Origin of the sequence: Arthrobacter wenxiniae, assembly GCF_013376105.1 — a bacterium.
Classification (GTDB): Bacteria; Actinomycetota; Actinomycetes; order Actinomycetales; family Micrococcaceae; genus Specibacter; species Specibacter wenxiniae.
Map to the genome: position 1 here is coordinate 1 of NZ_JAAMFM010000037.1, position 24,078 is coordinate 24,078.

Here is a 24,078-nt window from a genome sequence, read left to right on the forward strand (position 1 = left end):
AAACCCACAGGGCCCCCGGCCCCGCACCCCCCGCCGGCCGCCCCGGGACCGGGGCGGCCGGCGTCGTGCGTGCCGCGCAGGCGCTAGATTTCGGCGCGTTCGAGCATCTCGGTGACCAGCGCGGCGATGGGCGAGCGCTCGGAACGGGTCAAGGTGACGTGGCCGAAGAGCGGGTGGCCCTTGAGTGTTTCGACGACGGCGGCGATCCCGTCATGGCGGCCGACGCGGAGGTTGTCGCGCTGGGCGACGTCGTGGGTGAGGACGATCTTGGAGTTTTGGCCGATGCGGCTCATGACCGTCAGGAGCACGTTCTTCTCCAGCGACTGGGCCTCGTCGACGATCACGAAGGAATCGTGCAGCGAGCGGCCGCGGATGTGGGTCAGCGGCAGGACCTCGAGCAGGCCGCGCTCCATGATCTCGTCCATGACCCGGTCGCTGACCACGGAGCCCAGCGTGTCAAAGACTGCCTGTGCCCAGGGGTTCATCTTCTCGCCCTCGGAGCCGGGCAGGAAGCCGAGCTCCTGGCCGCCCACGGCGTAGAGCGGCCGGAAGACCACCACCTTGCGGTGCTCGTTGCGCTCCAGCACTGCCTCGAGCCCGGCGCACAGGGCCAGCGCGCTCTTGCCGGTGCCGGCGCGCCCGCCCAGCGAGACGATGCCGACCTCCGGGTCCATGAGCAGGGCCAGGGCCAGGCGCTGCTCGGCGGAGCGGCCGTGCAGTCCGAACACCTCGCGGTCGCCCTTGACGAGGTGCACCTGCTGGTCGGCGCCCACCCGGCCGAGCGCGGAGCCGCGGTTGCTGGTGAGCACCAGCGAGGTGTTGACGGGCAGGACCGCCGCCTCGGGGACGGCGACGGCCTCGTGGTTGTAGAGCGCCGCCATTTCCTCCTCCGTGGTGTCGATCTCCGCCACGCCGGTCCAGCCGGAGTCCTTGACCAGCTCGTTGCGGTATTCGTCCGCCGCCAGGCCCATGGCCGAGGCCTTCACGCGCATCGGCACGTCCTTGGACACCACTGTCACGTCCATGCCCTCGTTGGCCAGGTTCTTCGCGACGGCCAGGATGCGCGAATCGTTGTCCGTGCCCCGGAACCCGGCGGGAAGCACCTCAGCGGAAATGTGGTTGAGCTCCACGCGGAAGGTCCCGCCGTCGTCCCCCAGGGGAATGGGGTTGGCAAGGCCGCCGTGCTTTTCGCGGAGTTCGTCGAGAAGGCGCAGGGCCGTGCGGGCAAAGTAGCCCAGCTCGGGGTCGTGGCGCTTGGATTCCAGTTCGGAAATCACCACGATCGGCACAATCACCTCGTGCTCGGCAAAGCGCAGGATGGCCCGCGGGTCCGAAAGAAGCACAGACGTGTCAATTACGTAGCTGCGCAGCCGGGCGGGTGCCGCCTGCGGTGCCTGCTGTTCGAGTTTCATCGTCTCAACCACGTCGACTCCAGCCTTTCCAGGCCTGCGATGCGCCTGGAATTCAAATAGGTACCGCGGGCGGAGTTGCCCTCCGGTACTGCCCAAAGTACCCGCGCCGGCGTGGTGATCCGGTGCGCCACGCTGGACCGGCCGATGAACGCGGCGTGAACGCTTGGGCTAGTTGGTCTCCGGCATCCAGGAGCGGGAGTTGAAGGCGACGACCAGCACGAAGATTCCCACGGAAACCCACAGCGCGTTGAGGTTGATCGCGAAATACGTGAAGCCGCCCACGATCGAGCCAAGCGTCAAGGACAGCCACAGGAAAAGGTAGCGCACCCAGCCCAGACGGTTCCCGCCGGTCAGGGCGGCCGCCATCTGCTGGCCCATCTTGACCAGGGTGCCGGTCATGTACGTCAGGCCGATGCTGACCTCGCCGTCGCGCTCAAAAATGACGTTTTCCGCGCCCATGGCCAGCGCGATGACGGGCGGCGCCAGCCACACTGCCACGTCCAGGTCAAACAGGACGACGGCGAGCCCCAGTGCCGCCGTCACGTACAGCAGGACCCACATCCGTTTGCGGGACGGGACCAGCCGGCGCAGGATCGAGGCCGTGATGACGCCGGCCGTGAACGCCCCCACCAGCCCCATGGCCAGCATGAATCCCAGCGGGTTGCCCTCAGCCAGGGCAGCGCCGGCGCGGGTGGAGTTGCCGCTCATGAAGGAGACGAAGTAGCCGCCCAGGTGGATGAAGCCCACGGCGTCGACAAATCCGGCGGCCAGTGACAGCGCCCCGGCCATGGCTATTTCATGACGGTGATGTTTTTGCATGGGACCTTGCCGCTAGCTGCCGAACCGGCGGCTGCGCCCGGCGAAGTCGCGCAGGGCCCGCAGGAAGTCGATGCGGCGGAACGCCGGCCAGAGCGCCTCGCAGAAGTAAAACTCGCTGTAGGCGCTCTGCCACATGAGGAAGCCGGAGAGCCGCTGCTCGCCCGAGGTCCTGATGACCAGGTCCGGATCCGGCTGGCCGCGGGTGTAGAGGAACCTGGAAATGTCGTCCACGCTCAGGGCGTCCGCGACGTCCGCCATGGTGCGCCCCGCGGCGTCGGCGTCGTGCAGGAGCTCGCGGACGGCGTCGACGATCTCCCGGCGGCCGCCGTAGCCAATGGCCAGGTTGACGTGGATGCGTTCCTTGGCCGGCACGCGCGTGGTCAGCGAGGACACGCGCTGGGCCAGGTATTCGGGCAGCAGTTCCGGGGCGCCCATGGCGTGGACGCTGATGTCGGCGTCGGCGTCGAGCAGGTCCAGGGTGTTGGCGATGATGCCCATGAGTTCATCGAGCTCCTCGGGCGAGCGGCTCATGTTGTCCGTGGAGAGCATGTACAGGGTGACCACCTTGATGCCGAGGTCCTGGCACCAGCCGAGGAATTCCAGGATCTTGTCCGCACCGGCCTGGTGGCCCTGGCTGGTGGGGGCGTTGAACTGGCGGGCCCAGCGGCGGTTTCCGTCAACCATGACGCCTATGTGCCGGGGGACGCTGCCCAGGTCCAGCGACCGTGCGAGGCGCCGTTCATAGTAGCCGTAGAGGAAATTCGGCATCCGGACGGGGCCGGAGAACAAATGCATGGGAGAGCGCCGGACCTTCCGGATCGGGGCCAGGCGGCCGGGGTAACGTGCTAGTCCTAGGTTACCCGCCGGTCCCGCGAAATGCGGACAGGCTCCCTCTGGCAGGAGCCGCCCGGCTGCGGCCGTTCCCTACCCAAGAGTAACTTGGGGCCGCGCGGACTATGCTTTCGGTATGACACCCCCTCTCCTGGCCGAGGCAAAACCGAGCTGGCGGGGCTGGCTGCACGCGGCCGCCGCCCCCGTGGTCCTGGTGGCCGGCCTGGTGCTGGTGCTGCTGGCGCCGGGGACCGGCGCCAAGGTGGCGACGGCGATCTACGCCGTCACCGGCGTGCTTTTATTTGGCACGAGCGCGCTATATCACCGCTTCGATTGGCAGCCGCGGGCCAAGAGGCTGCTGAAACGCCTGGACCACAGCAACATCATGCTGGTCATTGCCGGCTCCTACACGCCGCTGTCGTTCCTGATGCTTCAGCGCCCCACCGCCACGCTGCTCCTCTGGCTGATTTGGACCGGCGCCGCCCTGGGCGTGCTGTTCCGCGTGGTGTGGGTCGGGGCGCCGCGGTGGCTCTACGTGCCCCTCTACGTGCTGCTGGGGATCACGGCGCTGTTCTTCCTGCCCCAGTTCTGGGCCGCCGGCGCGGCCCCCACCCTGCTCATCTGCCTGGGAGGCGTGTTCTACATTGCCGGGGCCGCCGTGTACGGCGTCAAGCAGCCCAACTTCAGCGCCCGCCACTTCGGGTTCCACGAACTCTTCCACGCCCTGACCGTGGCCGGCTTCGCCGCCCACTTTGTTGCCGTGGCCCTGGTGCTGCCCCGCTGACACTGCATGAGCGTCGGGGAAAAACGCCCCACTTGCGCGGGAGCATCGGGGAAAAACACCCCCACTTGCGCGGGAGCATCGGGGAAAAACACCCCCACTTGCGCGGGAGCGTCGGGAAAAGACGCCCCACTTGCGCGGGAGCGTCGGTGGAGGGCGGCGGTCAGAGGAGCCGGTCCAGCTCCGCGACGGAGGAGACCGGACGCCCGCACACCATGTTGCGGCACACGTAGGCCAGCGGCGGGCCGGCACCGTCCTTCGGCGACCGGCCTTCAAGCAGCGGCACGGCGGGCGCACCGGAGCCGTCCCAGACGGAGATCACCGCGCCGGGAGACGGCGACGCCCACGCCCGGCGGACCAGCGCATCCCGCTCCGCGCCGGGCGGACCGACAATGGCCAGCTCCAGGGGCCCGGCGGCCATCGCCTGCGCCACGGCGAGCAGGCCGCCGGCGGCACGCGGCGCCCGCCGGGCCAGCTCCGGCAGCGGCGCGAGCAGGTTTTCGGCCAGCACGCGGTGCTGCGTGGACCCCGTGTACGCCGCCAGGGTCGCGAGGGACCCCGCCAGCAGTGCCACGGGCCCGGTGGTCGCGTTGTCGAAGGGATCGGCAAAGCGGGCGCCGGCCGGGGCGCCGGCGATCGCCGCGGAACCGCCGGCGCTGTTGTACACCGTGCTGTCCCGGACAAACCGCTGCGCGGCATCCACCAGCCCGGCCGCAAAATCAAACCACTGACCGTCGCCGCTCGCCGCATAGAGCGCGAAGTAGCCGTCCGCGCACGCCGCGTAGTCCTCCAGCAGCCCGTCGATCCCCCGTGCCACGCCGCCGTGCGACACGCGCCGCAGCACCGCCCCGTCCCAGTGGACGCGGCGCAGGTAGTGGCCAAGCTCGACGGCGTGCCCCAGCCACGCGGGCTCGTCCAGCACCACCGCGGCCTCCGCCAGCGCCGCCAGGAGCATCCCGTTCCACGACGCCACCACCTTGTTGTCCCGGGCCGGCATGACCCGCGCGGCCCGCTGTTCGCGCAGCCCCGGAAGCAGCCGGTCCCAGGCGGCGCGCTCGTCCGCCCCCAGGGCCCTGCCGGGGTGCAGCGGGGCCGCGCCGGACGCCGGAATCCCCATGACATGTCCTGCGGCGGACGCGGCTTCCGCGCCGCCTGCGCCTGCGGCCCGGCGCAGCTCGGCGAGGCTCCACTTGTAGCCGGCGCCTTCGCGGTGGACCCCGTCAATGACGGTGTCGGCGTCCAGGGACGAGGCGAAGGCGCCGTCCGGCAGCCGCAATTCCGACACCAGCCAGCCGACGGTGTCCGCCACGGCCCGGCGGGTGTCGGCGGCCGACAGCGGAACCGGCCTGGCGGTCGCGTGGATGTGGTGCACCGGCACCGCCGGCCCGGCGGCCTCCAGTGCGGCGAATTCCTCCGGGCGCGCATCCGCCAGCCGCGTCCAGTGGACCAGGACGCGCAGCAGGCCGGCATTGTCGTACAGCATCTTTTCATAGTGCGGCTCGGACCAGTCGGCCGTGACGCTGTAGCGGGCAAAGCCGCCGCCCACCGGGTCGAACAACGCGGAGTTGACCATGGCGCCGAGCGTCCGGCCGGCGAGTCCGAACGCCTGCCGTGCGGATTCCCCCGCGCCGGCGGCGTGCCTGACCAGGAATTCCAGCCCGGGCGTGGGAGGGAACTTCGGTGCCGTGCCGAAGCCGCCGTGGACGGGGTCCTCGGCCGCGGCAAGGGCAACCACCGCGCCAACCGCCGCGGCGGACAGCGACCGCGCCCAGGAGGACCCGTTCGGGCCGCCCGGGGCATGCACGGCGAATCCGGCGCCGGCGGCGGCGGTGCGGGCAGCCCCAACCGCCGTGGCGCTGTCGGCGTCAGCCGTGCCACCACCGTCATCCGTGCCACCGCCGGCAGCCGCGCCGGCGCCGGCACCCGGGAGGCCCCTTCCGTCACTGCGCACCCGCCAGACCGGGTCGGCCAGTGCCGCCGCCACTGAGCCCGCGGTGGCCAGCACCTCCTCGCGCCGTTGGGCCCAGGCCTCCGCCACGGCCTCCAGCACCTGCCGGAACGACGGCCGCCCGGAGACCGGTTGTGGCGGGAAGTAGGTGCCCGCGTGGAAGGCCTGTCCGCTTGGCGTCAGGAAGACGCTCATGGGCCAGCCGCCCTGCCCGCTCAGGGCCTGGGTGGCCGCCATGTAGGCGTCGTCCACGTCGGGGCGTTCCTCGCGGTCCACCTTGATGGACACAAAATGCCCGCGCAGGTACGCGGCGATGGCCGGGTCCTCGAACGATTCCCCGGCCATGACATGGCACCAGTGGCAGGCTGCGTAGCCGATGGACAGGAACACCGGAACATTCCGCTCCCGGGCCTCGGCGAAGGCGGCATCGTCGAAGGGCTGCCAGTCCACCGGGTTGTTGGCATGTTGGCGCAGGTATGCGCTGGGTTCGCCGGCCAGCCGATTCATGCGTGCCCCCTGGTTGTTGCCCTCGTTGAGTGGGCCGCGGCCCGCCGGGTCCGGTTCGCCGGATCCGGCTGCCCGGGCCCGGTGGATTAGCCCTGCTGTCCGTTGGTGCCGGGTGTGGGAACGTCCGGCGCCTGCGCGTCCGACGTGTCGGTGCCGGGGGCACCTTCGGAACGGGCGGCGTCGTCCGCCACAATGGGAATGGCGAGGAACTCGGCATCCGGGCCGTGCGAGCCCCCGGCGGCACCTTCCTCAACCATGGCCCGGTAGCGGACGCGGCGAATGCGCTTGGCCATGTCGCGGATCAGGAAGAACACCAGGGTGGCGATGAAGGCCATCGCGAGGAAGCCCAGGAAGCCCGGGCCGACCTGGTCGTCGCTCAGGCCCGCGCGCAGGCTCGGGATGGTGGGACTCGGCGACGGTGTGGCGGCGAGCAAAATCAATGTGTGCACAATTTGTCTTTCGTTTCATCCCCGGCCGGCTGTTGTCCCGGAAGGCTGGGTGCGGTGCGGGAATCGTCCACTACCTATCGTAGGCCAGCGAACAGGTCGTTTTCCGGCAGGGTTGTGGGCACACGGGATTCGATGAGTGAATAGTCCTCCCACGGCCACACCTTGCGCTGCATCTCCGGGCTGACGGCGAAGAAGAAGCCGTCGGGGTCCACCTGGGTGGCGTGGGCGCGCAGGGCCTCGTCACGCTTTTCAAAGAACTCGCCGCAGTCAACCTGCGTGGTGGTCGGGTGCGTGCCGGCCGGCGGGGTGTGACCCTCGCTGTCCGCCTCAAGCCAGGCCGCCAGGCGCTGGGCGTAGGGCGAGGCCAGCCCCGCGTCCTCGAGCGCAAAGTGCAGGGCACGGAAGCGCTGCGGGTTGAACGCCAGGTCGTAGTACAGCTTTTGCGGCTCCCAGGCCTCCCCCGCGCCGTCGTACTTTTCCGGGTCCCCCGCGGCATGGAACGCCTCCACGGCCACCTTGTGCGCCATGATGTGGTCCGGGTGCGGGTAGCCGCCGTTCTCGTCATAGGAGACGATCACGTGCGGGCGGAAGCGGCGCACCAGGCGGACCAGCGGCGCGGCCGCAATCTCCAGCGGCTTCAGGGCGAAGCAGTTCGGGGGCAGGGCAGGCAGCGGATCGCCCTCGGGCAGGCCCGAGTCCGTGAAGCCCAGCCACTGTTGTTCAATGCCCAGGATCTTGGCCGCCCGGGCCATCTCCAGCCGGCGGGCGCCGCCCATGTCGCGGGCGGAATGGGCGTCGCCGGCCATGCCCGGGTTTTGGATGCCGCCGCGTTCGCCGCCCGTGCAGGTGGCCACCATGACCCTCACACCGGCCGCCGCGTAGGAGGCCATCATGGCGGCGCCCTTGCTCGCCTCGTCGTCGGGATGGGCGTGCACCGCCAGCAGGCGCAATGGTTCGGATGTGGGCCCGTCGGTGATGGTCACGTCGGCTACCTTCGATTCTGAGTGCTGTGTGGGCGAAAAACCTGTGCGGGAATCAACGCTAAACTCATAGTGTCCTTAACGCCCCCAGCGGGCGGCCAGCCCCCGGCGCAGCCGCGGATCAAGACACCAGTGGATGCAGTGACAAATTCTGAAACTCCGGCAGCTACCAGCCTAACCAATCGTTACGGCACGCCCAAGCGGGCGATGTCCAAAAAGGCGCGGATCCTGATTCTCGCGGCGGTGGGCGTCCTGGGCCTGGCCTGGGTCTTTTGGGCCACGGTGGGCAACAGCACGGGGGTCTCCAACAGGCTGATCAGCTACCAGGTGGTGGATTCCACGCTGTCCACGGTGGACGTGGCCGTGACCAAGGATCCCGCCGCCACGGCCCGGTGCGCCCTGCAGGCGATGAACGACTCCTACGCCGTGGTGGGCTGGAACGTGATCACCATAGGCCCCAACGGTTCCGGCGCCGGCACGGATTCCGGCCGGACGACGACGGTGCGCGGCCAGGTGCGCACCGACTCCCTGGCCGTGACCGGGGTGGTCCAGGAATGCTGGATCGTGCCACCGAAGTGACACGCCCGGCGCCCATTCTTGGGTTTATCCGCCTTATTGACTAAACTTGTCACTATTACCTGCACCCCGCTTGGTTGTTCCGTGGATGTTCCGCGGATGGATGGTGTCCGTCGCCCGATGGGCACGCCAGCCGTGAAACACCACTGGTTCGGCCGCCGGCGGGGTCTTTGTTTTATGTACAATCAAGGAGTTCTTCGTGCCCACCACCAACAGTGCATCCGCTGCCTGGCTGACCCAGGAAGCATTTGACCGCCTCCAGACCGAGCTGACGCAGCTTTCCGGCCCCGGCCGCGCCGAGATCGTGGCCAAGATCGAGCAGGCCCGGTCCGAGGGCGATTTGAAGGAGAACGGCGGCTACCACGCAGCCAAGGATGAGCAGGGCAAGATCGAGGCCCGCATCCGCCAGCTGAGTGAGCTCCTGCGCACCGCCCATGTGGGCGAGGCCCCGGCCGACGACGGGATCGTGGAACAGGGCATGGTGGTTGGCGCCACCATCGCCGGCGACAAGACCAGGTTCCTGCTGGGCAGCCGCGAAGTGGGTGCCACGGACATGGAAGTCTACAGCGAGCGCTCCCCCCTGGGCATGGCGATCATGGGCCACAAGATCGGCGACAAGATCAGCTACGTGGCCCCCAACGGCAAGACGATCGACGTCGAAATTCTCTCCGCCAAGCCGTACGAGAGCTAGCGGCCAGGTTCCAGAACCACCTTTCCCGCGCCACCTGCCGATCCTTCGGCCGGGGCGCGGGAAAGTCTTTTTAAACCCCGCAGCCGCGTTAAACCCTGCAGCCGCGCGTTCGACGCCGGAGCATCAGCAGGGTGCCGACGCGGTCACGACAGTCTCCCCGGCCGGGGATTCCCGGGCGGTGCCGAAAATCAGTGCACGACGATCGGCTGGAAGCCCTCCGAGCGGAGGGCCGTCAGGACCTGCTCGCAGTGCTCGTGGCCCTTCGTCTCGAGGTTGACGGTGATGGAGACGTCGCCCATGGAGATGGAGCCGCCCACGCGGGTGTGGTCCACGCCCGTGACGTTGGCGTCGTTCTCGGCGATGATCCGCGAGATGGTGGCCAGCGAACCCGGGCGGTCGTTGAGCATCATGCGCACCGTCAAGAACCGCCCGGCCGCCGAAAGGCCCCTTTGGATGACCTTGAGCATGAGCATGGGGTCGATGTTGCCGCCGGAGAGGATCACCGCGGTGGTGCCGGGGTTTTCGATCTTGCCCTCCAGGAGCGCGGCCACGCCCACGGCGCCGGCCGGTTCCACCACCATCTTGGCCCGTTCCAGCAGGAAGATCAGGGCGCGGGCCAGCGAGTCCTCGCTGACCGTGATGACGTCATCCACAAGCTCGCGGATGATCGAGAACGGCAGCTGCCCGGGCCGGCCCACGGCGATGCCGTCGGCCATGGTGGAGACCCTTTTCAGCGGGACCAGGGCGTCGGCGGCCAGGGAGGGCGGGTAGGCGGCGGCGTTTTCGGCCTGCACGCCGATCACGCGGATCTCCCTGCCCAGCTCCTTGGCGCGCGCCTTGATCGCCACGGAGACGCCGGCCAGCAGCCCGCCGCCGCCAACGCCCATGATGACGGTGTCCACATGGGGAATCTGGTCCAGGATTTCCAGGCCGATGGTCCCCTGCCCGGACACCACGTCGACGTTGTTGAACGGGTGCACAAAGACGGCGCCGGTTTCATTGGCGTAGCGTTCGGCCTCGGCCAGGGACTCGTCCACGTTGTAGCCGTGCAGCACCACCTCGGCGCCGTGCCCGCGCGTGGCCGCCAGCTTGGGCAGGGCCACGCCCACGGGCATGTAGATGCGGGCCTTGATGCCCAGCGCCTTCGCGGCCACCGCCACGCCCTGGGCATGGTTGCCGGCCGATGCCGCCACCACGCCGCGCGCCCGCTCCTCCGGCGACAGCCGCGCCATGCGCACGTACGCCCCGCGCACCTTGAACGAACCGGCGCGCTGCAGGTTTTCACACTTGAAGAAAACCTCCGAACCGGTCATCCGCCCCAGCGCCCGCGAACTCTCAATGGGCGTGAACGCAATAATGTCCTTCAAGAGCTCCCGTGCTGCTTCAACGTCGGCAAGGGTGACTGGAAGGCTGCTGGCTGCGTTCACTGTATGGATCTCTTTCGAAGGTTGTTGCGTGGATAAAAACTGCGGGCTGCCGGAACCAGGGCCGCGGACCTAGGGCTGCGGGTCCGGCATGGCCCCCACGGACGACGCCGGCCCGTCCGTCGGGCCCTGGGGCGCGCTGCCGTGCGCGGCCCCGGCGGGGGCACCCGGCGTCGTGTCTTCCGGCGGTGCGGGCGGCACGCCATGGATGTCGGGGAGGCTGGGATCGTGTTCCCAGCCGCGGGCGCCGATGTAGCGGATGAAGGAATTGGCCACGGCCAGCACCGGCACGGCGAACAGGGCGCCCAGGATGCCGGCCACGGTGGAGCCGGCCGCCACGGCCAGGATGACCGCCACGGGGTGCAGGGAGACGGCCCGGCCCATGATGAAGGGCTGGAGCAGGTGGCTCTCCATTTGCTGGACCAGCAGCACGATCCCCAGCATGATCAGCGCATTCACCCAGCCGTTGGCCACCAGGGCCAGCAGCACGGCCACGGCGCCGGTGACCAGGGCGCCGACCACCGGGATGAAGGAGCCCAGAAAGACCAGCACGCCCAGCGGCAGGGCCAGCGGCACCTGGATGATGGCGGCGCCGGCCCCGATGCCCACGGCGTCCACGGCGGCCACCAGGATCTGGACGCGCACGTAGTTGCCGAGCGACAGCCACCCGCGCCGCCCCGCCCCGTCAATGGCAGGGCGGGCGCGGAGGGGGAAGAAGCTGACCAGGAACCCCCAAATCCGTTCCCCTTCGAGCAGGAAAAAGATCAGGATGAAAACACACAACAGCAGGCCGGCGGCGAAGTGGCCAAAGCCGGTGCCGACCCCGAGCGCCTTGGTCAGGATGGTGTTGCTGTTGTTTTGCAGGGCATCCAGTGCTTCCTGCAGGTACGAATCGATCTGGTCGTTGCTCAGGCCCAGCGGCCCGGAGGTCAACCAGCCCTGGATCTGGATGAGGCCCTTGACCGCCTGCTGTCCCAGGCTGGCGATGCCGGAGACCATTTGGCGTCCCACCAGAAAGAGCCCTCCCAGCACCACCCCAATGAGGCCGACCAGCGTGCCGGCGACGGCCAGGCCCTGCGGCAGGCCGATCCTGCGCAGCCACTTCACCACCGGCATCAGCAGGGCGCCGAAGAGCGCGGCAACCATGAGCGGGATGACCAGGATGCCCACCTGGCCCAGCAGCCACAGCACCATGGCCGAGACCACCAGGATCAGCCCCACCCGCCAGGCCCACGCGCCGGCCACCTGCATGCCGAACGGGACCACCGGCTGGTGGCCGGGGTCGTTGGGGTGGGGGCGCTCAGGTTGCTGCTGCACGGGCGTCATAGACCAATAATTCCCCATGCGGCAAAAATTCTTAAAACGACGTCCATTTCGGGGCGCCCGTCGACCCGTTGCAGGACCGGGACGTTCAGCAGAGCCGGGAGCACCCAACCCGCACTCAGGCACCTGCGTTAATTCCCGGAAATGTGCACTTATCGCCGGGTTTTGCCCCACAGGGAAGTTTGCCGGCGAGAGACAGCCCCTCGGGTACACGACGGCATCGACGCCTCCCACGGCCGACCCGCCCCAGTCGACTTGCGGGCCAAGCCCGACGCGGCGCAAGCGCTACAGCGCGGCGTCGATGCCCCAGCGCATGGTGGACTGCTCCCCCGGTTCCAGCCACTGGAGGCCGTCGCCGGAGTTGAATGCGTTCGCGGGCCCCGTCATGGGTTCCATGGCCACGGCCAGCGTCCGGCCGGGGAAGGTGGCCGTGACGAACACGTGGACAAAGGAAACGGAATCGTCGTGCCAGAGGCTCACGGAGCGCCCGTCCGGGGCCGAAAGCGTGGCGCTTGTGGCGCCATCGCGCGGGGGGATGCCGCCGGCGGCCAGGTCCGTGAAGGCCGTGTCCATCAGGACATCGGGGAGCAGGCGGCCGCCGCGGAGATCGTGCGCGGCGTCGACGGGGACGGTCTGCGTGGGGATCATCCTGTCATTGGCGGCCAGGTAGCTGGCGGCGTCCAGGGTGATGCGCAGCTGTTCCGGGGCGGTGTCGCCGAGGCGGAAGTAGGGGTGCGCGCCGAGGACAAAGGGGGCCCGCCGCGGGGAGTCGTTGACGAGCGTCTGGGCCACGCGCAGGGCGCCGTCCGCGGTGAGCTCGTAGCGGACCTGGTGGCGGGCCAGGAACGGGTAGCCGTGCTGGGGGTGGATCGTGGCCTCCAGCACCACGTGGTGGTCCGAGGAGTCCAGCGCGGCGTAGCCGGTGTTGCGCAGCAGCCCGTGGATGGCGTTGTTGCGCCGGACTTCGGTGATGTCCAGCTGCTGCGGGGCGCCGTCGAGCTCCCAGCGGCCGCCGTCAATGCGGTTGGCGAAGGGGGCCAGGGTGATCCCGGCGGCCCCGGGGGCGATCTCGCCGCGGCCGTAGCCCTCCACGAGGTCCACGCCCCCGCGGTCGTAGTGGCGCAGGCCCGCGGCCAGTGAGGCGACAATGGCGGTGGCCCCGCCCCGCGTCAGGGTGAACTGCGGACCCGACGCCGCACGGGCGCCCGAGGTGGTGTTGGTCATGCACGCCACGTTACCGCCTTTCGTGCACCGAATCCGCTACATTTCGCGACTGCTGCTGCCCCCGGCGCATCGATAATGTAAGATTTTGTTTGAAACTATTGTTTTTTATCGAGGCGGGCGCCGCGGGCGCCGGAGAACAGGGGTCCCCATGCTGGCACCCGAGCGCCAGGCGCGCATCCTGAAGGAGCTCCAGCTGCACGAGGCGGTGCGGGTGGCGGACGTCGCCGCCACCCTCAAGGTCAGCGAGATGACCGTCCGGCGCGACATCGAGGCGCTTGACGCCACCGGGCTGGTCCGCAAAATCCACGGCGGGGCCATGCGCCTGGCCCGGCTCAGCGCGCTGGAACCGGGCTTCCTGCTCAACGTCGACAAGGAGCTTGAGTCGAAGCTGGGGATCGCCGCCGAGGCACTGCGGCTGGTCAAGCCGGGCATGACCCTGGGCCTGACCGGCGGCACCACCACCTACCAGCTGGCCGTCCACCTGGCCGCCGCGCTGGACCGGCTCCCGGACCTGACGGTGGTCACCAATTCCCTCAAGGCCGCGGAGCTGCTCTACCAGCAGAAGGGCGCCTCCTCCTGCACCGTCATTGTCACGGGCGGGGAACGTACGCCGTCGGAGGCCCTGGTGGGCCCCGTGGCGCGGCTGGCGCTCCGCAGCCTGAACACCGACCTCTGCTTCATGGGGGTGCACGGCCTGGATGCCGAGCGCGGGCTGACCAGCCCCAACCTGCTGGAGGCGGAAACCAACGCCGCCTTCATCGAATCCACCGGCCGGCTGGTGGTGCTGGCCGACAGCACCAAGTTCCGGGTCCGGTCGCTGGCCACGATTGCCCCGCTCTCCGCCGTGGACACCGTCATCACGGACGACGGAGTCAGTGCCGCCGTGCGCGAAACCTTCGCCGCCGGCGTGCCCACCCTGACGGTGGTCCCCGCCGCCGGCGCCGCGTCGGCCAAGACCCCGAGCAGGAAGTCCTCATGACCATTCCCACCAGCACCCGCCTGGCCGACGGCCGCGAACTCATCTACTTCGACGACGGCTCCACCGCACACAGCCACACGGCCGTGGACACGCGCCCGCTGGACGCGCGCAGCGGGGAAACCACCGGCGAGCTGCGCTTTGACGCGCTGACCGGCGACTGGGTGGCCGTCGCCGCCCACCGCCAGAGCCGCACCTACCTGCCCCCGGCCGACCAGTGCCCGCTGTGCCCCACCACAGGGGCCAACCTTTCGGAAATCCCGGACTCCAGCTACGACGTGGCGGTGTTTGAAAACCGCTTCCCGTCGCTGGGCCCGGCCGTGGGCCTGGTGCCGGAAGACCCGGCCTGGGGCACCAGGGGCCGCGCGTTCGGCCGCTGCGAGGTGGTGGCCTTCACGCCCGAGCACACCGGCTCCTTCGGCGGCCTGTCCACCGCGCGTGCCCGCACCGTCATCGACGCGTGGGCGCACCGCACCGCGGCGCTCAGCGCCCTGCCCGGCGTCAAGCAGGTGTTTCCCTTTGAAAACCGCGGCCAGGACATCGGCGTGACGCTGCACCACCCGCACGGGCAGATCTACGCGTACTCCTACATCCCGCCCCGCAGCGCCGTCATGGCCGCCGCGGCCCTGGCCCACTTCCAGGGCACCTCCGGGCGCGAGACCCTGTTGGGCTCCATCGTGGCGAAGGAGTCCGAGTCGGGCGAGCGGATGGTCGCCCAGGGGCGCCACTTCAGCGCCTACGTGCCCTTTGCCGCGCACATGCCGCTGGAAATCCACATCACCCCGCACCGCCACGTCCCAGATTTCGCCGCGCTGATCGACACCGAACGGGACGAGCTGGCCGTCATTTACCTGGACGTCCTGCGCCGCCTGGACAACCTCTACGACACGCCCACCCCCTACATCTCCGCGTGGCACCAGGCCCCGCTGGATTCGGCGCTCCGCCCGGCTGGCCGCTTCCACCTGGAGCTGACGTCCCCCCGCCGGGCGGCAGACAAGCTGAAGTTCCTGGCCGGCTCCGAGGCCGCCATGGGGGCCTTCATCAACGACACCACCCCCGAACAGACCGCCGCCGTGCTGCGGGCAACCTCGACGGCGCGCCGGCCGGCCGCTTCGGCCGATGCGCCCGGTGCGCCCGGTGCGCCCGCCGCCACCGCACCCGCCGCCTCCGGGCAGAAAGCTGCCATGTCATGACTGGATCCCCGGCCCCCGACGCCCGCGCCCCCCACGCCCCTGACCCCGGAACCCCCCGGCCCGAGGACGTTGCCGCCCGCTTCACCGCCGCGTTCGGCCATGCGCCGGACGGAGTATGGACGGCCCCCGGCCGGGTGAACCTGATTGGTGAGCACACCGACTACAACGAGGGCTTCGTCCTCCCCTTCGCGATTGACCGCTCCGCCGCCGTGGCCGTGAAGCTGCGGGAGGGCACCACGGCCCGGCTGCTTTCCAGCTACGGCGACCAGGTGGTGGCCACCGTTGACCTCGCCACGCTTTCGCACAGCACCATGGGCGGCTGGACGGCCTATCCGCTGGGCGTGGTGTGGGTGCTGCGCCAGATGGGCGTGGCGATCGGCGGCTTCGACCTGTTCCTGCACTCCACCGTCCCCACCGGGGCGGGACTGTCCTCCTCGGCCGCCATCGAGTGTGCCGTGGCGTCCGCCTTCAACGAGCTGTGCGGAGCCGGGCTGTCCGCCAGCCAGCTGGTGCTCGTCGGCCAGCGGGCCGAGAACGAGGTGGTCGGGGCACCCACGGGCATCCTGGACCAGTCGGCGTCGCTGCTGTCCACCGACGGCCACGCCATCTTCCTGGACTGCCGGAGCCAGGAGTCCAAGCTCGTCCCGCTGGACCTGGCCGCCGCGGGCCTGCTGATCCTGGTGGTGGACACGAAGGTCTCCCACGCCCATGCCACCGGCGGCTATGCCGCCCGCCGCGCGTCCTGCGAGCTGGGGGCGGAGGTGCTGGGCGTGCACGCCCTGCGCGACGTCGCCGAGGCGGACCTGCCCGAAGCGGCGGGCCTGCTGGACGCGGAGACATTCCGCCGCGTGCGCCACATCGTCACCGAGGACCAGCGCGTCCTGGACACCGTGGCCGTCCTGGCCGACGCCGGCCCCTCCGCCATTGGCGCCCTCCTCACCGCCAGCCACGCCTCCATGCGCGACGACTTTGAAATCTCCTGCGCCGAACTGGACCTTGCCGTCGACACGGCCCTGGCCAACGGCGCACTGGGCGCCCGGATGACCGGCGGAGGCTTTGGCGGCTCGGCCATCGCGCTCATCCCGGCGGCCGGCGAGGCCATGGTGAGGGCCGCCGTCGTCCGGGCCTTTGCCGAGGCCGGGTTCACCGCCCCGGAGATCTTCGCCGTCTCGCCCGCGCCGGGCGCCCGGCGCGCCCTGTAGCTTGGGCGCCTGCCTGGGGGTCAGTCATTGCCGCGGAGAATGGCCAGCAGGCGCAGGATCTCCACGTAAAGCCACACGAGCGTCACCGTCAGCCCAAAGGCGGCCGTCCAGGAATACTTGGCGGGCAGCCCGTTCTGGACGCCGCGTTCAATGGACGTGAAGTCGACGATCAGCGAAAATGCGGCCAGGCCGATCGCCAGCAGGCCCAGGGCAAAGCCGAAGGGGATGCTGGTGCCGGGGATGTCCATGCCGCGCAGGCCCCACGGGTTGCTGGTGGCGCCGAACATCATCAGGCCGAGGTTGATCAGCGAGAACAGCGCGTAGCCGCCCAGGGCGATCATGAAGAAGCGGGTCATTTTCGGGGTGGCGCGGACCTTGCCGTTGCGGAACAGCACCAGTGTCACGGCAAAAACGCTCAGCGTGCCGATCACGGCCTGCACCACAATGCCCGGGTAAATGCCTTCGAGCATGCCGGAGAGCCCGCCGAGGAACATGCCCTCAAAGGCGGCGTAGCAAAGGATCAGGGCCGGCGAGGGCTGCTTCTTGAAGGAGTTGACCAGCCCCAGCACGAGGCCCACCAACAGGCCGGGAATCATGAGCGCCGGGACGATCCAGCCCAGTGCGGCACCTGCCAGGACCAGGGCGAGGGTGCCCACGGTCTTCATGATGACGTCGTCGAACGTCATGCGTCCGGTCTTCTGGGCGTTGGCGGACGGCTGGCGGTAGAGGTCCTCCAGCTGCCGGGCGGACAGGGCGCCCTGCCCGGCCATGGTGTCGGCCCCGCCGCTGAGAAAGCCCCGGCGCACGGCCGGGCTGTCCTTGAAGTTCTTGTTGTTGGCAAAGACCGGGTTTCCACCAAGCGCCATGGTGCTGATTCCTCCAAAATAGGGGGTAGATAATATTTTCAACCCTACCAATAAAGGACGATCGGCTTCCACGTTTGGTTCCCCGCGTGCGCTGCGCCCCGGGCCGCGGTGCTGCGGGCGCCACCGTGGCGCCCCGCTTCCAAGCCGTGGCCCTGGCGGTACCCCAGGTCGGACTCGAACCGACACTTTGCAGATTTTAAGTCTGCTGCCTCTGCCATTGGGCTACTGGGGCGCGTGGCGGCCCGGGGGCGCCCGCCGCGTTAACATTACTGGATGCTGCCCGGCGGAACCCAACCGTCACAGTTTGCTGAACGGCTCCGCATAGCGAAAGTGGCCGCGGATGCCCGTGTGAAAGGCCGGCAGGGGCAGGGCCATGAAATGTGATCCCCAGGACGGGTCTGGCGAGGTGATCCCCACGGAATCGGCGGGCACAAAGCCAAAGCGCGGGTAAAAATCGGTGCTGCCCAGCAGGACGATCGCCGGTTCACCCTGCTCCGTGGCCGCATCGATCGAGGCATGCATGAGCGCGGCCCCGACGCCGCGGCGCTGCCACTGCGGCAGGACGCCGATGGGACCCAGGCCCACGGCGGGGCTGTCGCCAATCCAGGCACGGGTGCTGATGACGTAGCCCATGATCTCGCCGTCGGCGGATTCCGCCACGATGGACAGCTCCGGCAGGTACTCGCGCGAGGCAAACAGCTCCCGCAGCAGCCGCGCCTCCACCGGTTCCGGAAAGGCAGCCTCGATAAGGGCAAGGATTTCCGGCCTGTCGGGTGCCTGCTCGCGACGGAGGATCATCGCCCCAGTCTATTCCGCCGTGGCGTCATCGGAATACCCAACTTGGCTGCGGTGCGGCCCGCGCGGACTTCGACGCGGCGCAGCCTCAAAGCCGGACGGGTTCGCGCCCCGCTCCCGGGCCCTTAACGTCCGACGGCGGCCCTCCCCCAGGTGGGGCGGGCCGCCGTCGTGCGCGGAGAAGCCGTCGTGAGCGGAGAAGCGGGCGGCTAGTTGGCCGCCGTGGCTTCTTCCCGCACCTGGGCCTTCGGTGCGCCGGTGGGGGCAGCCGGGCTTTCCGCCTTCGGGGCCTCCGCCTTCGGGGCCTCAGCCTTTGGGGCCTCAGCCTTCGGGGCCTCCGCCGGAGCGGCAGGGGCGGCCGCGGCCGGCTTCGGCTTTGGGGTGGCTGCGGCGACAAACGAGCCGCGCGGGTCGGCCAGGTTCTCCAGCTGCGTGAGGTCGCGCCCGGTGAACATGGCGATGAACCAGTCCATCAGGACGCGGAACTTGCGCTCAACGGTGGGCATGGCCAGGCCGTGGTAGCCGCGGTGTGCCAGCCAGGCCGGGGCGCCCTTGAGCTGGATGCCCATGATCTTGGCAACACCCTTCCACTCGCCGAAGCCGGCAACGGCACCGAGGTTCTTGTGCTTGTAGCCCTTCAGCGGCTTGTTGAAGCGGCTGGCCCACAGGTTCTTCGCCAGGCGCTTGGCCTGGCGCACGGCGTGCTGCGCATTCGGCACGCAGGTACCGTCCGGCAGGCCGCCGGTGACGTCCGGGACTGCCGCCACGTCGCCGGCGGCCCAGGCGTTTTCGATGACGCCGAACTCGCCGGAAACCTGCAGCTGCGCGTTGACGGACACGCGGCCGCGGGGCTCAATCGGGAAGTCGGTGGAGCGGACCATTGGGTTGGCCATGACGCCGGCCGTCCAGATGAGCGTCTCGGCATCGAATTCCTGCGCCACGGACTTGTCCGGCAGGTTGATGAGCTTGATGAACTTGCCCTCGGCGTTGTCCAGAGAGGTGTTCAGCAGGACCTCAACGCCGCGGCTGCGCAGGTGCTCCACGACCCACAGGGCCTGGGCCTCGGTGACCTCGGGCATGATGCGGCCCATGGCCTCGACCAGCACAAAGCGGAGCTCGGACTGGTCCACGCGGTCGTTGAGCTTGACCGCGGCGCGGGCCATGTCCTCGAGCTCGGCGATGGTCTCGATGCCGGCGAAGCCGCCGCCCACCACCACGAATGTCAGGGCGCGCCTGCGCTGGGCGGGGTCGGTCTCCGTGGAGGCCTGCTCGATGAGCGAGAGCACCTGGTTGCGCAGGGCCACGGCTTCCTCGATCGACTTCAGGCCGATCCCGGATTCGGCCAGGCCCTTGATCGGGAAGGTGCGCGTGATGGCGCCGGCAGCCACGACGACGTCGTGGTAGGGCAGTTCAATGGGGGCGCCGCCGTCGGCCGGGGCAATGACCGCCGTGCGGTTCTCATGGTCGATCCCGGTGACGGAGCCCTGGATCAGCTCGGTCTCCAACAGGTGCCTGCGGTGGGAGACCACTGCGTGGCGCGCCTCGATGTTGCCGCCGGCCACCTCGGGCAGGAACGGCTGGTACGTCATGTAGGGCAGGGGGTCGACAAGGGTGACGATGCCACCGGACTTTGCGATCTTCTTCTGCAGCTTGAACGCCGTGTAGAGGCCAACGTATCCGCCGCCTACCACCAGGACGCGGGGACGGTCTGAGTATGTGGGAGTAAGTGCCATGCCTCAAGTGTACAACCCTTTGTGAAAACATTCACTAGCGCGTTACGCGGGGAAGTCACCTGCCCTGTGGAGGCCTTCCATCCGGGAAGAACGACGGCGCAACGCGGCGCGCGTGCGCCGCTCCCCCGCCGCCTCTTCCGGGAGTGCTCCCGGCTGGCAGCGTGGGAGCAGGCCGCTGCCGCGGCTAGTGCTTGTGGCCGGCCGGGGTCCCGGAACCGGTGCGCGGGCCTTCCGCCTCGCCGCCGGCTGCGCTGTCGGTTGTTGGGGCGCCACCGTTGCCTCCGTCTCCGGAACCCTGGCCCTTGGCCGTCCCGGGGGCACCGCCCCCGGCCAGGATCCTGCGCCGCACCAGGAGCAGGTGGGTGCTGCCGGCGGCCAGCACAAGCACCAGCAGGGTCAGGAAGCCCAGCACGATCGCGGCCGGTTCCATGCTGCCGAGCTCAGCGGCCGCCGTCGGCGCGGTCGCGTCCTTCAGCGTCGGCCGGGGCAGCGGCGAGGTGGTCACTGTGGAACCGCCGGCGGGCGGGGCGGCCTGGCCGCGGCGGTGGACACGGATCCAGTCGGCAATGCTGCCCAGCGGGTTCGCGGTGACCACGGGCACGTTGGCCGTCAGGGCGGCGTATGCGTCAAGGATGCCGTAGCCGTAGATGGCGTTGGGCGTGCCGTTGCCCTTGTGCTTGGCGGTGGAAATGATCCGGTTGATGACCTGCGCGGCGGACATCTGCGGGTACTTGGACCGGATGAGGGCGGCCACGCCGGAGACAATCGGGGCCGCGCCGCTGGTGCCGCTCCAGCGGGCGTACCCGCCCCCGGGCAGCCCCCCGGCCAGGTCCTCGGCCGGCGCCGAGACGCCAATGCTGATGCCTTGGGAGGAGGAATCAACGCTGGCGGTCCCGTCCTTGTCCAGCCCGCCCACGGCCAGCACGCCCGGAATCGTGGCCGGGGCGCCCACCTGCTCGCTGCCGGACTTCCGGTTCCCGGCAGCGGCCACAATCACCACGTCCTTGGACTCGGCGTAGGCAAAGGCGCTGTCCCAGCTTTGCGGCCAGGCCGTGGACGTGCTGCCCAGGGACATGTTGATGACCTTGGCGCCGTGGTCCACGGCCCACTTCACGGCCGCGGGAATCTGGGCGTCGATGGTCTTCCCGGACGGGTTGTCGCTGCCCAGCCAGACGGAGACGCTGAGGAGCTCGGCTTTGGGCGCCACGCCGATGACGCCGGCGGGACCCGCGCCAACCTTGGCGCCCGCAGGCGTCGAAGCGCCCTTGGTGGCGGAGGCCGAGACGTCGGCGTGCCCTCGGCCGGCCAGCATGGTGGCCACGAGCGTGCCGTGTTCGGGTTCGGCACCCACGCCCTTGGTGCCCTTGGCATTGCCGGAGCCGGAGATGTCCGTGCCGCCGGCGATGGCACCCTTGAGGTCCGCGTGGCTGGCGTCGATGCCGCTGTCGATCACGGCCACCTTCACGCCCGCACCCTGCGAAATGTCCCACGCCTTGGTGATTGCGGACGAGTCAAGCCAGTATTCGCGGTTGCGGATTTCGTCCGCGGAGGCGGCCGGGGCCCCGGCCAGGGCCAGCGGCGCCGCCAGGGCGAGTGCCAGCAGGGCAGCGCCAATGCCTCGCAGCCGTCGTTTGGGCGGCTGTGTCACTTGCGGCATTCAGGCTCGTTTCCGTCGAGGGGCGCGCAGGATCAGGTGGAGCCTCCAGCGGCGCCCAGGGCGATTCCGTCCAGAATATCGTGTTCGCTGGTGGTTGCCGATTCGAGCCGCCCGTGTGTCAGCACCCGCATCCTCCGCAGCACGGTCCGCCAGATTAGCGCACCGGCACCGATGACGTCCACGCGCCCGGGATGCATGAAGCCCAGGGCCGCCCGCTCGTCACGTGTCATGGCCAGCAGTTCCCCGGCCGCCGTGTCAATCTTCCCCAGGGGAACGACGGCGGCATGGATCGCCTCGCGGTCGTAGCCCGCCAGCCCGAGGACCTGCGCCGTGACGGTGGTGATGGTGCCCGCCACGCCCACCACCTTGGTGACGGCGCCCAGGGGAACCCGGGTGGCGACGTCGTCGAGCTTGGCCTCGATGGCGGCCTCGGCCGCGGCAATTTCGGCGCCCGTGGGCGGATTGCCCCGCAGGTACCGTTCGGTGAAACGCACGCAGCCCATGTCCGTGCTCACGGCCGCCTGCACGCCCGCGGCGCCGCCCGCCACAAATTCGGTGCTGCCGCCGCCCAGGTCCACCACCAGGACCAGTTCGCCGTCGAGCGCGGGGAGCACGCTGGCGGCGCCGGCGAAGGACAGGGCCGCTTCCTCCTCACCGGAAACGACCTCCGGTTCCACGCCCAGGCGGGCCTTGATGCCGTTGACGAATTCTGCCCGGTTCCCGGCGTCGCGCGTGGCACTGGTCGCAACGAAGCGCAGGCGCTCCACGGCCGCGCCGTCCGCGGCGCAGCCCCGGATCAGCGCCGCATAGTCCTCGGCCGCGGCAAAGGTGCGGGCGAGGGCTTCGGGAGCCAGCATGCCGGTGGCGTCCACGCCCTGTCCCAGGCGGACCACGCGCATTTCCCGGTGGACGTCCGCGAGGGTGGTGGCGCCGTCGTCGTTCGTCGTGACGTCGGCAATGAGCAGGCGGATCGAGTTGGTCCCGCAGTCAATGGCTGCTACACGCATGGAAGGGCCGGTCCTTTTCTCGTCGCTGGATGGGTTGGTTGGGCGGGGGTTTCAGTCCTGCGCCAGGTGCTTGACATGGCGGCTGAGGTCCTTGCGGGGCACGGGGGCCAGCTGGTCCCAGGCGCCGTCGCACCGGCACACCTCCGGCGTCCACCACGGAGCCAGGGCCGCCAGGGCCTCGTCGCCCAGCGGGTTGACTCCGGGGCCGGCGGCCAGGGCGTGGCCCACCAGGACGTGCAGGCACTTGACGCGCGTGGGCATGCCGCCGGCAGAAATGCCGTCGATCTCCGGCACCGGCCCGGTGCCGGCGCGCGCGCCAATGGCCGTGCGGGCGGCGATGTACTGCTCGTGGGCCCGCCGGTAGGCCGCGGCGAGTTCGGCGTCGGCGGCGAGGCGGCCGGTCATCTCCACCATCAGCCCGGCCGCTTCCAGGCGCGACGCCGCGGCCGTCAACACCGGGTGCGTCAGGTAAAACGTGGTGGGGAACGGGATGCCGTTGCCCAGCCGGGGCGCGGTGGCGGCCACGAGCGGGTTGCCGCACACACAGCGGGCCGGAATTTCAACGACGTCGCGGACGGGCCGGTTGAGCTGGCGGCTCAGGGTGTCCAGGTCGTGCCGGGTGGGCACAAGCGGGTCTTCGGCGTTGGTGGCTGATGCGGGCACCGGCGTCCTTCCTTGCAGGTTTTCGTTCCGTTGCACCAGACAGGCTGGGCGGTGCCGCGGTGGTGGCGGGCCGCCTTTGCGCAGCCCTGTCCAACTCGCCATTTTACCGTGTGGGCGGGCTCCCGCTTCCCGGGCGCTTCCCGGCCGCTGCCCGACGGCGGTGGCGCCGGCCTGGCGGGAAGGCCGCCGCGTCCTACTTGGCGGCCGGCTTCGGTGTGGCCTTGGCTGTGGCGGCCGGCTTTACGGCGGCGGACTTCTCCACTGCCTGCCACAGGCCGTCCACCCACGGCGTCGTGGTGACCGCGGTGGCATCCTTCGCCGATTCCCCGGGGCTGGCGGCCGCCCCGGACACCGTGCTGCCGGAGGACGGGCCCGCGCCGTACACCCAGTAGCCGGTCTCCCCCGGCATGAGCATGCTGACCCTGTCACGGGCCTGCTGCTTGACATAGGCGGGGTCGTCCCAGCGGGCCAGTTCCGACTGGGCCGCGGACTGTTGCGTCGTCTGCGCGGCGATGTCCTGTTTCAGGGCGGAAATCTCAGCCCGCTGGTCCATGTAGGTGTGGATGTTGGGGGCCAGCGCCACCGTGACGGCGGCCATGGCCAGGCCAAGCACCAGCAGCCGCCCGTTGAACGATCGGGCCGGGACCGGCGTGCTGCCGGAACCGGCATTGCGGATGACCCCGTCGTCGGCATTGCGGCGCGGCCCGCCGGAAGCCGTTCCGGCCATGGCGTGCGGATCGGTGACGGCCTTCCGCGGCGCCCGCCCGGAACCGTGCTTGTCCGGTGCCTGCTGGCGTGCCCCCGCGGCCGCGGCGTGCGCGCCCTGGCGGGGGTCCGGCGTCGTACTTGGTTCAGCGGCCTTCTTCGCCCCGGCACTGAGGTGTGCACTGGGCACCTTGGGACGACGCGTGGCCATGGTTCTCCTGGTACTTCCCCGGTGACCTTAGCGGCTTAAAACCGAAGGGCCGGTGGCTGGCTGGGTGTGTATCCACCTTAGCCAGTCACCGGCCCATCCGCAGTT

Annotated in this window: 22 protein-coding genes and 1 tRNA gene; 6 read left to right on the forward strand and 17 right to left on the reverse strand. The window is 69.8% G+C overall.

What is annotated here, in order from left to right; all coding sequences use genetic code 11:
• Positions 1–83 precede the first annotated feature (83 nt).
• From phoH2 to G6034_RS17425, 3 genes are all read right to left on the reverse strand, one after another.
• Positions 84–1,412, reverse strand: a complete 1,329-nt coding sequence (gene phoH2, locus G6034_RS17415) for an RNA 5'-3' helicase PhoH2 (protein ID WP_176636407.1) — start codon at positions 1,410–1,412, stop codon at positions 84–86.
• A gap of 168 nt (positions 1,413–1,580) precedes the next feature.
• Positions 1,581–2,231 (reverse strand): YoaK family protein, encoded by a 651-nt coding sequence (locus G6034_RS17420; protein WP_176636377.1) that lies wholly within the window; start codon positions 2,229–2,231, stop codon positions 1,581–1,583.
• Between the two features lie 12 nt (positions 2,232–2,243).
• The gene (locus G6034_RS17425; protein ID WP_176636378.1) at positions 2,244–3,026 is read right to left on the reverse strand and encodes an isoprenyl transferase; all 783 of its coding nucleotides are present in this window, start codon (positions 3,024–3,026) and stop codon (positions 2,244–2,246) included.
• Positions 3,027–3,198: 172 nt separating this feature from the next.
• Here G6034_RS17425 and trhA point away from each other — a divergent pair, with 172 nt between their 5' ends.
• On the forward strand, positions 3,199–3,846 hold the full coding sequence (gene trhA / locus G6034_RS17430) for a PAQR family membrane homeostasis protein TrhA (protein WP_176636379.1): 648 nt from the start codon (positions 3,199–3,201) through the stop codon (positions 3,844–3,846).
• A 160-nt stretch (positions 3,847–4,006) separates the two neighbouring features.
• On the opposite strand, the gene G6034_RS17435 is transcribed toward trhA, so the two are convergent.
• From G6034_RS17435 to mca, 3 genes are all read right to left on the reverse strand, one after another.
• Positions 4,007–6,298 carry a thioredoxin domain-containing protein gene (locus G6034_RS17435; protein WP_176636380.1) on the reverse strand — a complete coding sequence of 764 codons (2,292 nt, stop codon included), beginning with the start codon at positions 6,296–6,298 and terminating at the stop codon, positions 4,007–4,009.
• 86 nt (positions 6,299–6,384) lie between these two features.
• Entirely contained in the window at positions 6,385–6,747 is a 363-nt protein-coding gene (locus G6034_RS17440) for a hypothetical protein (protein ID WP_176636381.1), read from the reverse strand.
• Between the two features lie 74 nt (positions 6,748–6,821).
• On the reverse strand, positions 6,822–7,724 hold the full coding sequence (mca, locus tag G6034_RS17445; RefSeq protein WP_176636408.1) for a mycothiol conjugate amidase Mca: 903 nt from the start codon (positions 7,722–7,724) through the stop codon (positions 6,822–6,824).
• Between the two features lie 210 nt (positions 7,725–7,934).
• On the opposite strand from mca, the gene G6034_RS17450 reads away from it, so the two are divergent.
• Both G6034_RS17450 and greA read left to right on the forward strand, forming a co-directional pair.
• Positions 7,935–8,306: a DUF4307 domain-containing protein gene (locus tag G6034_RS17450; protein WP_218064031.1), complete on the forward strand. Its 372-nt coding sequence runs from the start codon at positions 7,935–7,937 to the stop codon at positions 8,304–8,306.
• 196 nt (positions 8,307–8,502) lie between these two features.
• Positions 8,503–8,994: a transcription elongation factor GreA gene (greA, locus tag G6034_RS17455; RefSeq protein ID WP_176636383.1), complete on the forward strand. Its 492-nt coding sequence runs from the start codon at positions 8,503–8,505 to the stop codon at positions 8,992–8,994.
• Between the two features lie 188 nt (positions 8,995–9,182).
• Here the strand turns inward: greA and ilvA are convergent, their stop codons facing one another.
• The 3 genes from ilvA to G6034_RS17470 all read right to left on the reverse strand — a co-directional run bounded on the left by ilvA (position 9,183) and on the right by G6034_RS17470 (position 12,965).
• Positions 9,183–10,421 (reverse strand): threonine ammonia-lyase, encoded by a 1,239-nt coding sequence (ilvA, locus tag G6034_RS17460; RefSeq protein ID WP_176636384.1) that lies wholly within the window; start codon positions 10,419–10,421, stop codon positions 9,183–9,185.
• 69 nt (positions 10,422–10,490) lie between these two features.
• The gene (locus G6034_RS17465) at positions 10,491–11,744 is read right to left on the reverse strand and encodes an AI-2E family transporter (RefSeq protein ID WP_176636385.1); all 1,254 of its coding nucleotides are present in this window, start codon (positions 11,742–11,744) and stop codon (positions 10,491–10,493) included.
• 282 nt (positions 11,745–12,026) lie between these two features.
• Positions 12,027–12,965 carry an aldose 1-epimerase family protein gene (locus G6034_RS17470; RefSeq protein WP_176636386.1) on the reverse strand — a complete coding sequence of 313 codons (939 nt, stop codon included), beginning with the start codon at positions 12,963–12,965 and terminating at the stop codon, positions 12,027–12,029.
• Positions 12,966–13,113: 148 nt separating this feature from the next.
• Here G6034_RS17470 and G6034_RS17475 point away from each other — a divergent pair, with 148 nt between their 5' ends.
• Genes G6034_RS17475 through galK form a run of 3 tightly spaced genes read left to right on the forward strand, consistent with a single transcriptional unit; the run spans position 13,114 to position 16,336 of the window.
• Positions 13,114–13,944, forward strand: coding sequence for a DeoR/GlpR family DNA-binding transcription regulator (locus G6034_RS17475; RefSeq protein ID WP_176636387.1), 831 nt, complete (start codon positions 13,114–13,116; stop codon positions 13,942–13,944).
• Positions 13,941–15,134: a galactose-1-phosphate uridylyltransferase gene (galT, locus tag G6034_RS17480; protein ID WP_176636388.1), complete on the forward strand. Its 1,194-nt coding sequence runs from the start codon at positions 13,941–13,943 to the stop codon at positions 15,132–15,134. The genes G6034_RS17475 and galT overlap by 4 nt, the downstream gene beginning before the upstream one ends.
• Positions 15,131–16,336 (forward strand): galactokinase, encoded by a 1,206-nt coding sequence (gene galK, locus G6034_RS17485; protein ID WP_176636389.1) that lies wholly within the window; start codon positions 15,131–15,133, stop codon positions 16,334–16,336. Before galT ends, galK begins: the two co-directional genes overlap by 4 nt.
• Before the next feature lie 20 nt (positions 16,337–16,356).
• Here the strand turns inward: galK and G6034_RS17490 are convergent, their stop codons facing one another.
• The 8 genes from G6034_RS17490 to G6034_RS17520 all read right to left on the reverse strand — a co-directional run bounded on the left by G6034_RS17490 (position 16,357) and on the right by G6034_RS17520 (position 23,973).
• Entirely contained in the window at positions 16,357–17,202 is an 846-nt protein-coding gene (locus G6034_RS17490) for a Bax inhibitor-1/YccA family protein (RefSeq protein ID WP_176636390.1), read from the reverse strand.
• A 159-nt stretch (positions 17,203–17,361) separates the two neighbouring features.
• Positions 17,362–17,434, reverse strand: a tRNA-Leu gene (locus G6034_RS17495).
• Between the two features lie 65 nt (positions 17,435–17,499).
• Positions 17,500–18,000, reverse strand: coding sequence for a GNAT family N-acetyltransferase (locus G6034_RS17500; protein WP_176636391.1), 501 nt, complete (start codon positions 17,998–18,000; stop codon positions 17,500–17,502).
• Positions 18,001–18,206: 206 nt separating this feature from the next.
• Entirely contained in the window at positions 18,207–19,730 is a 1,524-nt protein-coding gene (locus G6034_RS17505) for an NAD(P)/FAD-dependent oxidoreductase (RefSeq protein ID WP_176636392.1), read from the reverse strand.
• A gap of 184 nt (positions 19,731–19,914) precedes the next feature.
• Entirely contained in the window at positions 19,915–21,387 is a 1,473-nt protein-coding gene (locus G6034_RS17510; RefSeq protein ID WP_176636393.1) for a S8 family serine peptidase, read from the reverse strand.
• A 32-nt stretch (positions 21,388–21,419) separates the two neighbouring features.
• A complete protein-coding gene (locus G6034_RS19970) occupies positions 21,420–22,394 on the reverse strand; it encodes a Ppx/GppA phosphatase family protein (protein WP_246296232.1) in 975 nt (324 codons plus the stop codon).
• A gap of 51 nt (positions 22,395–22,445) precedes the next feature.
• Positions 22,446–23,057, reverse strand: a complete 612-nt coding sequence (locus tag G6034_RS19975; protein ID WP_343038145.1) for a DUF501 domain-containing protein — start codon at positions 23,055–23,057, stop codon at positions 22,446–22,448.
• Positions 23,058–23,250: 193 nt separating this feature from the next.
• Complete coding sequence (locus tag G6034_RS17520; protein WP_176636394.1) at positions 23,251–23,973, reverse strand: FtsB family cell division protein; 723 nt, start codon at positions 23,971–23,973, stop codon at positions 23,251–23,253.
• Between the last annotated feature and the right edge of the window lie 105 nt (positions 23,974–24,078).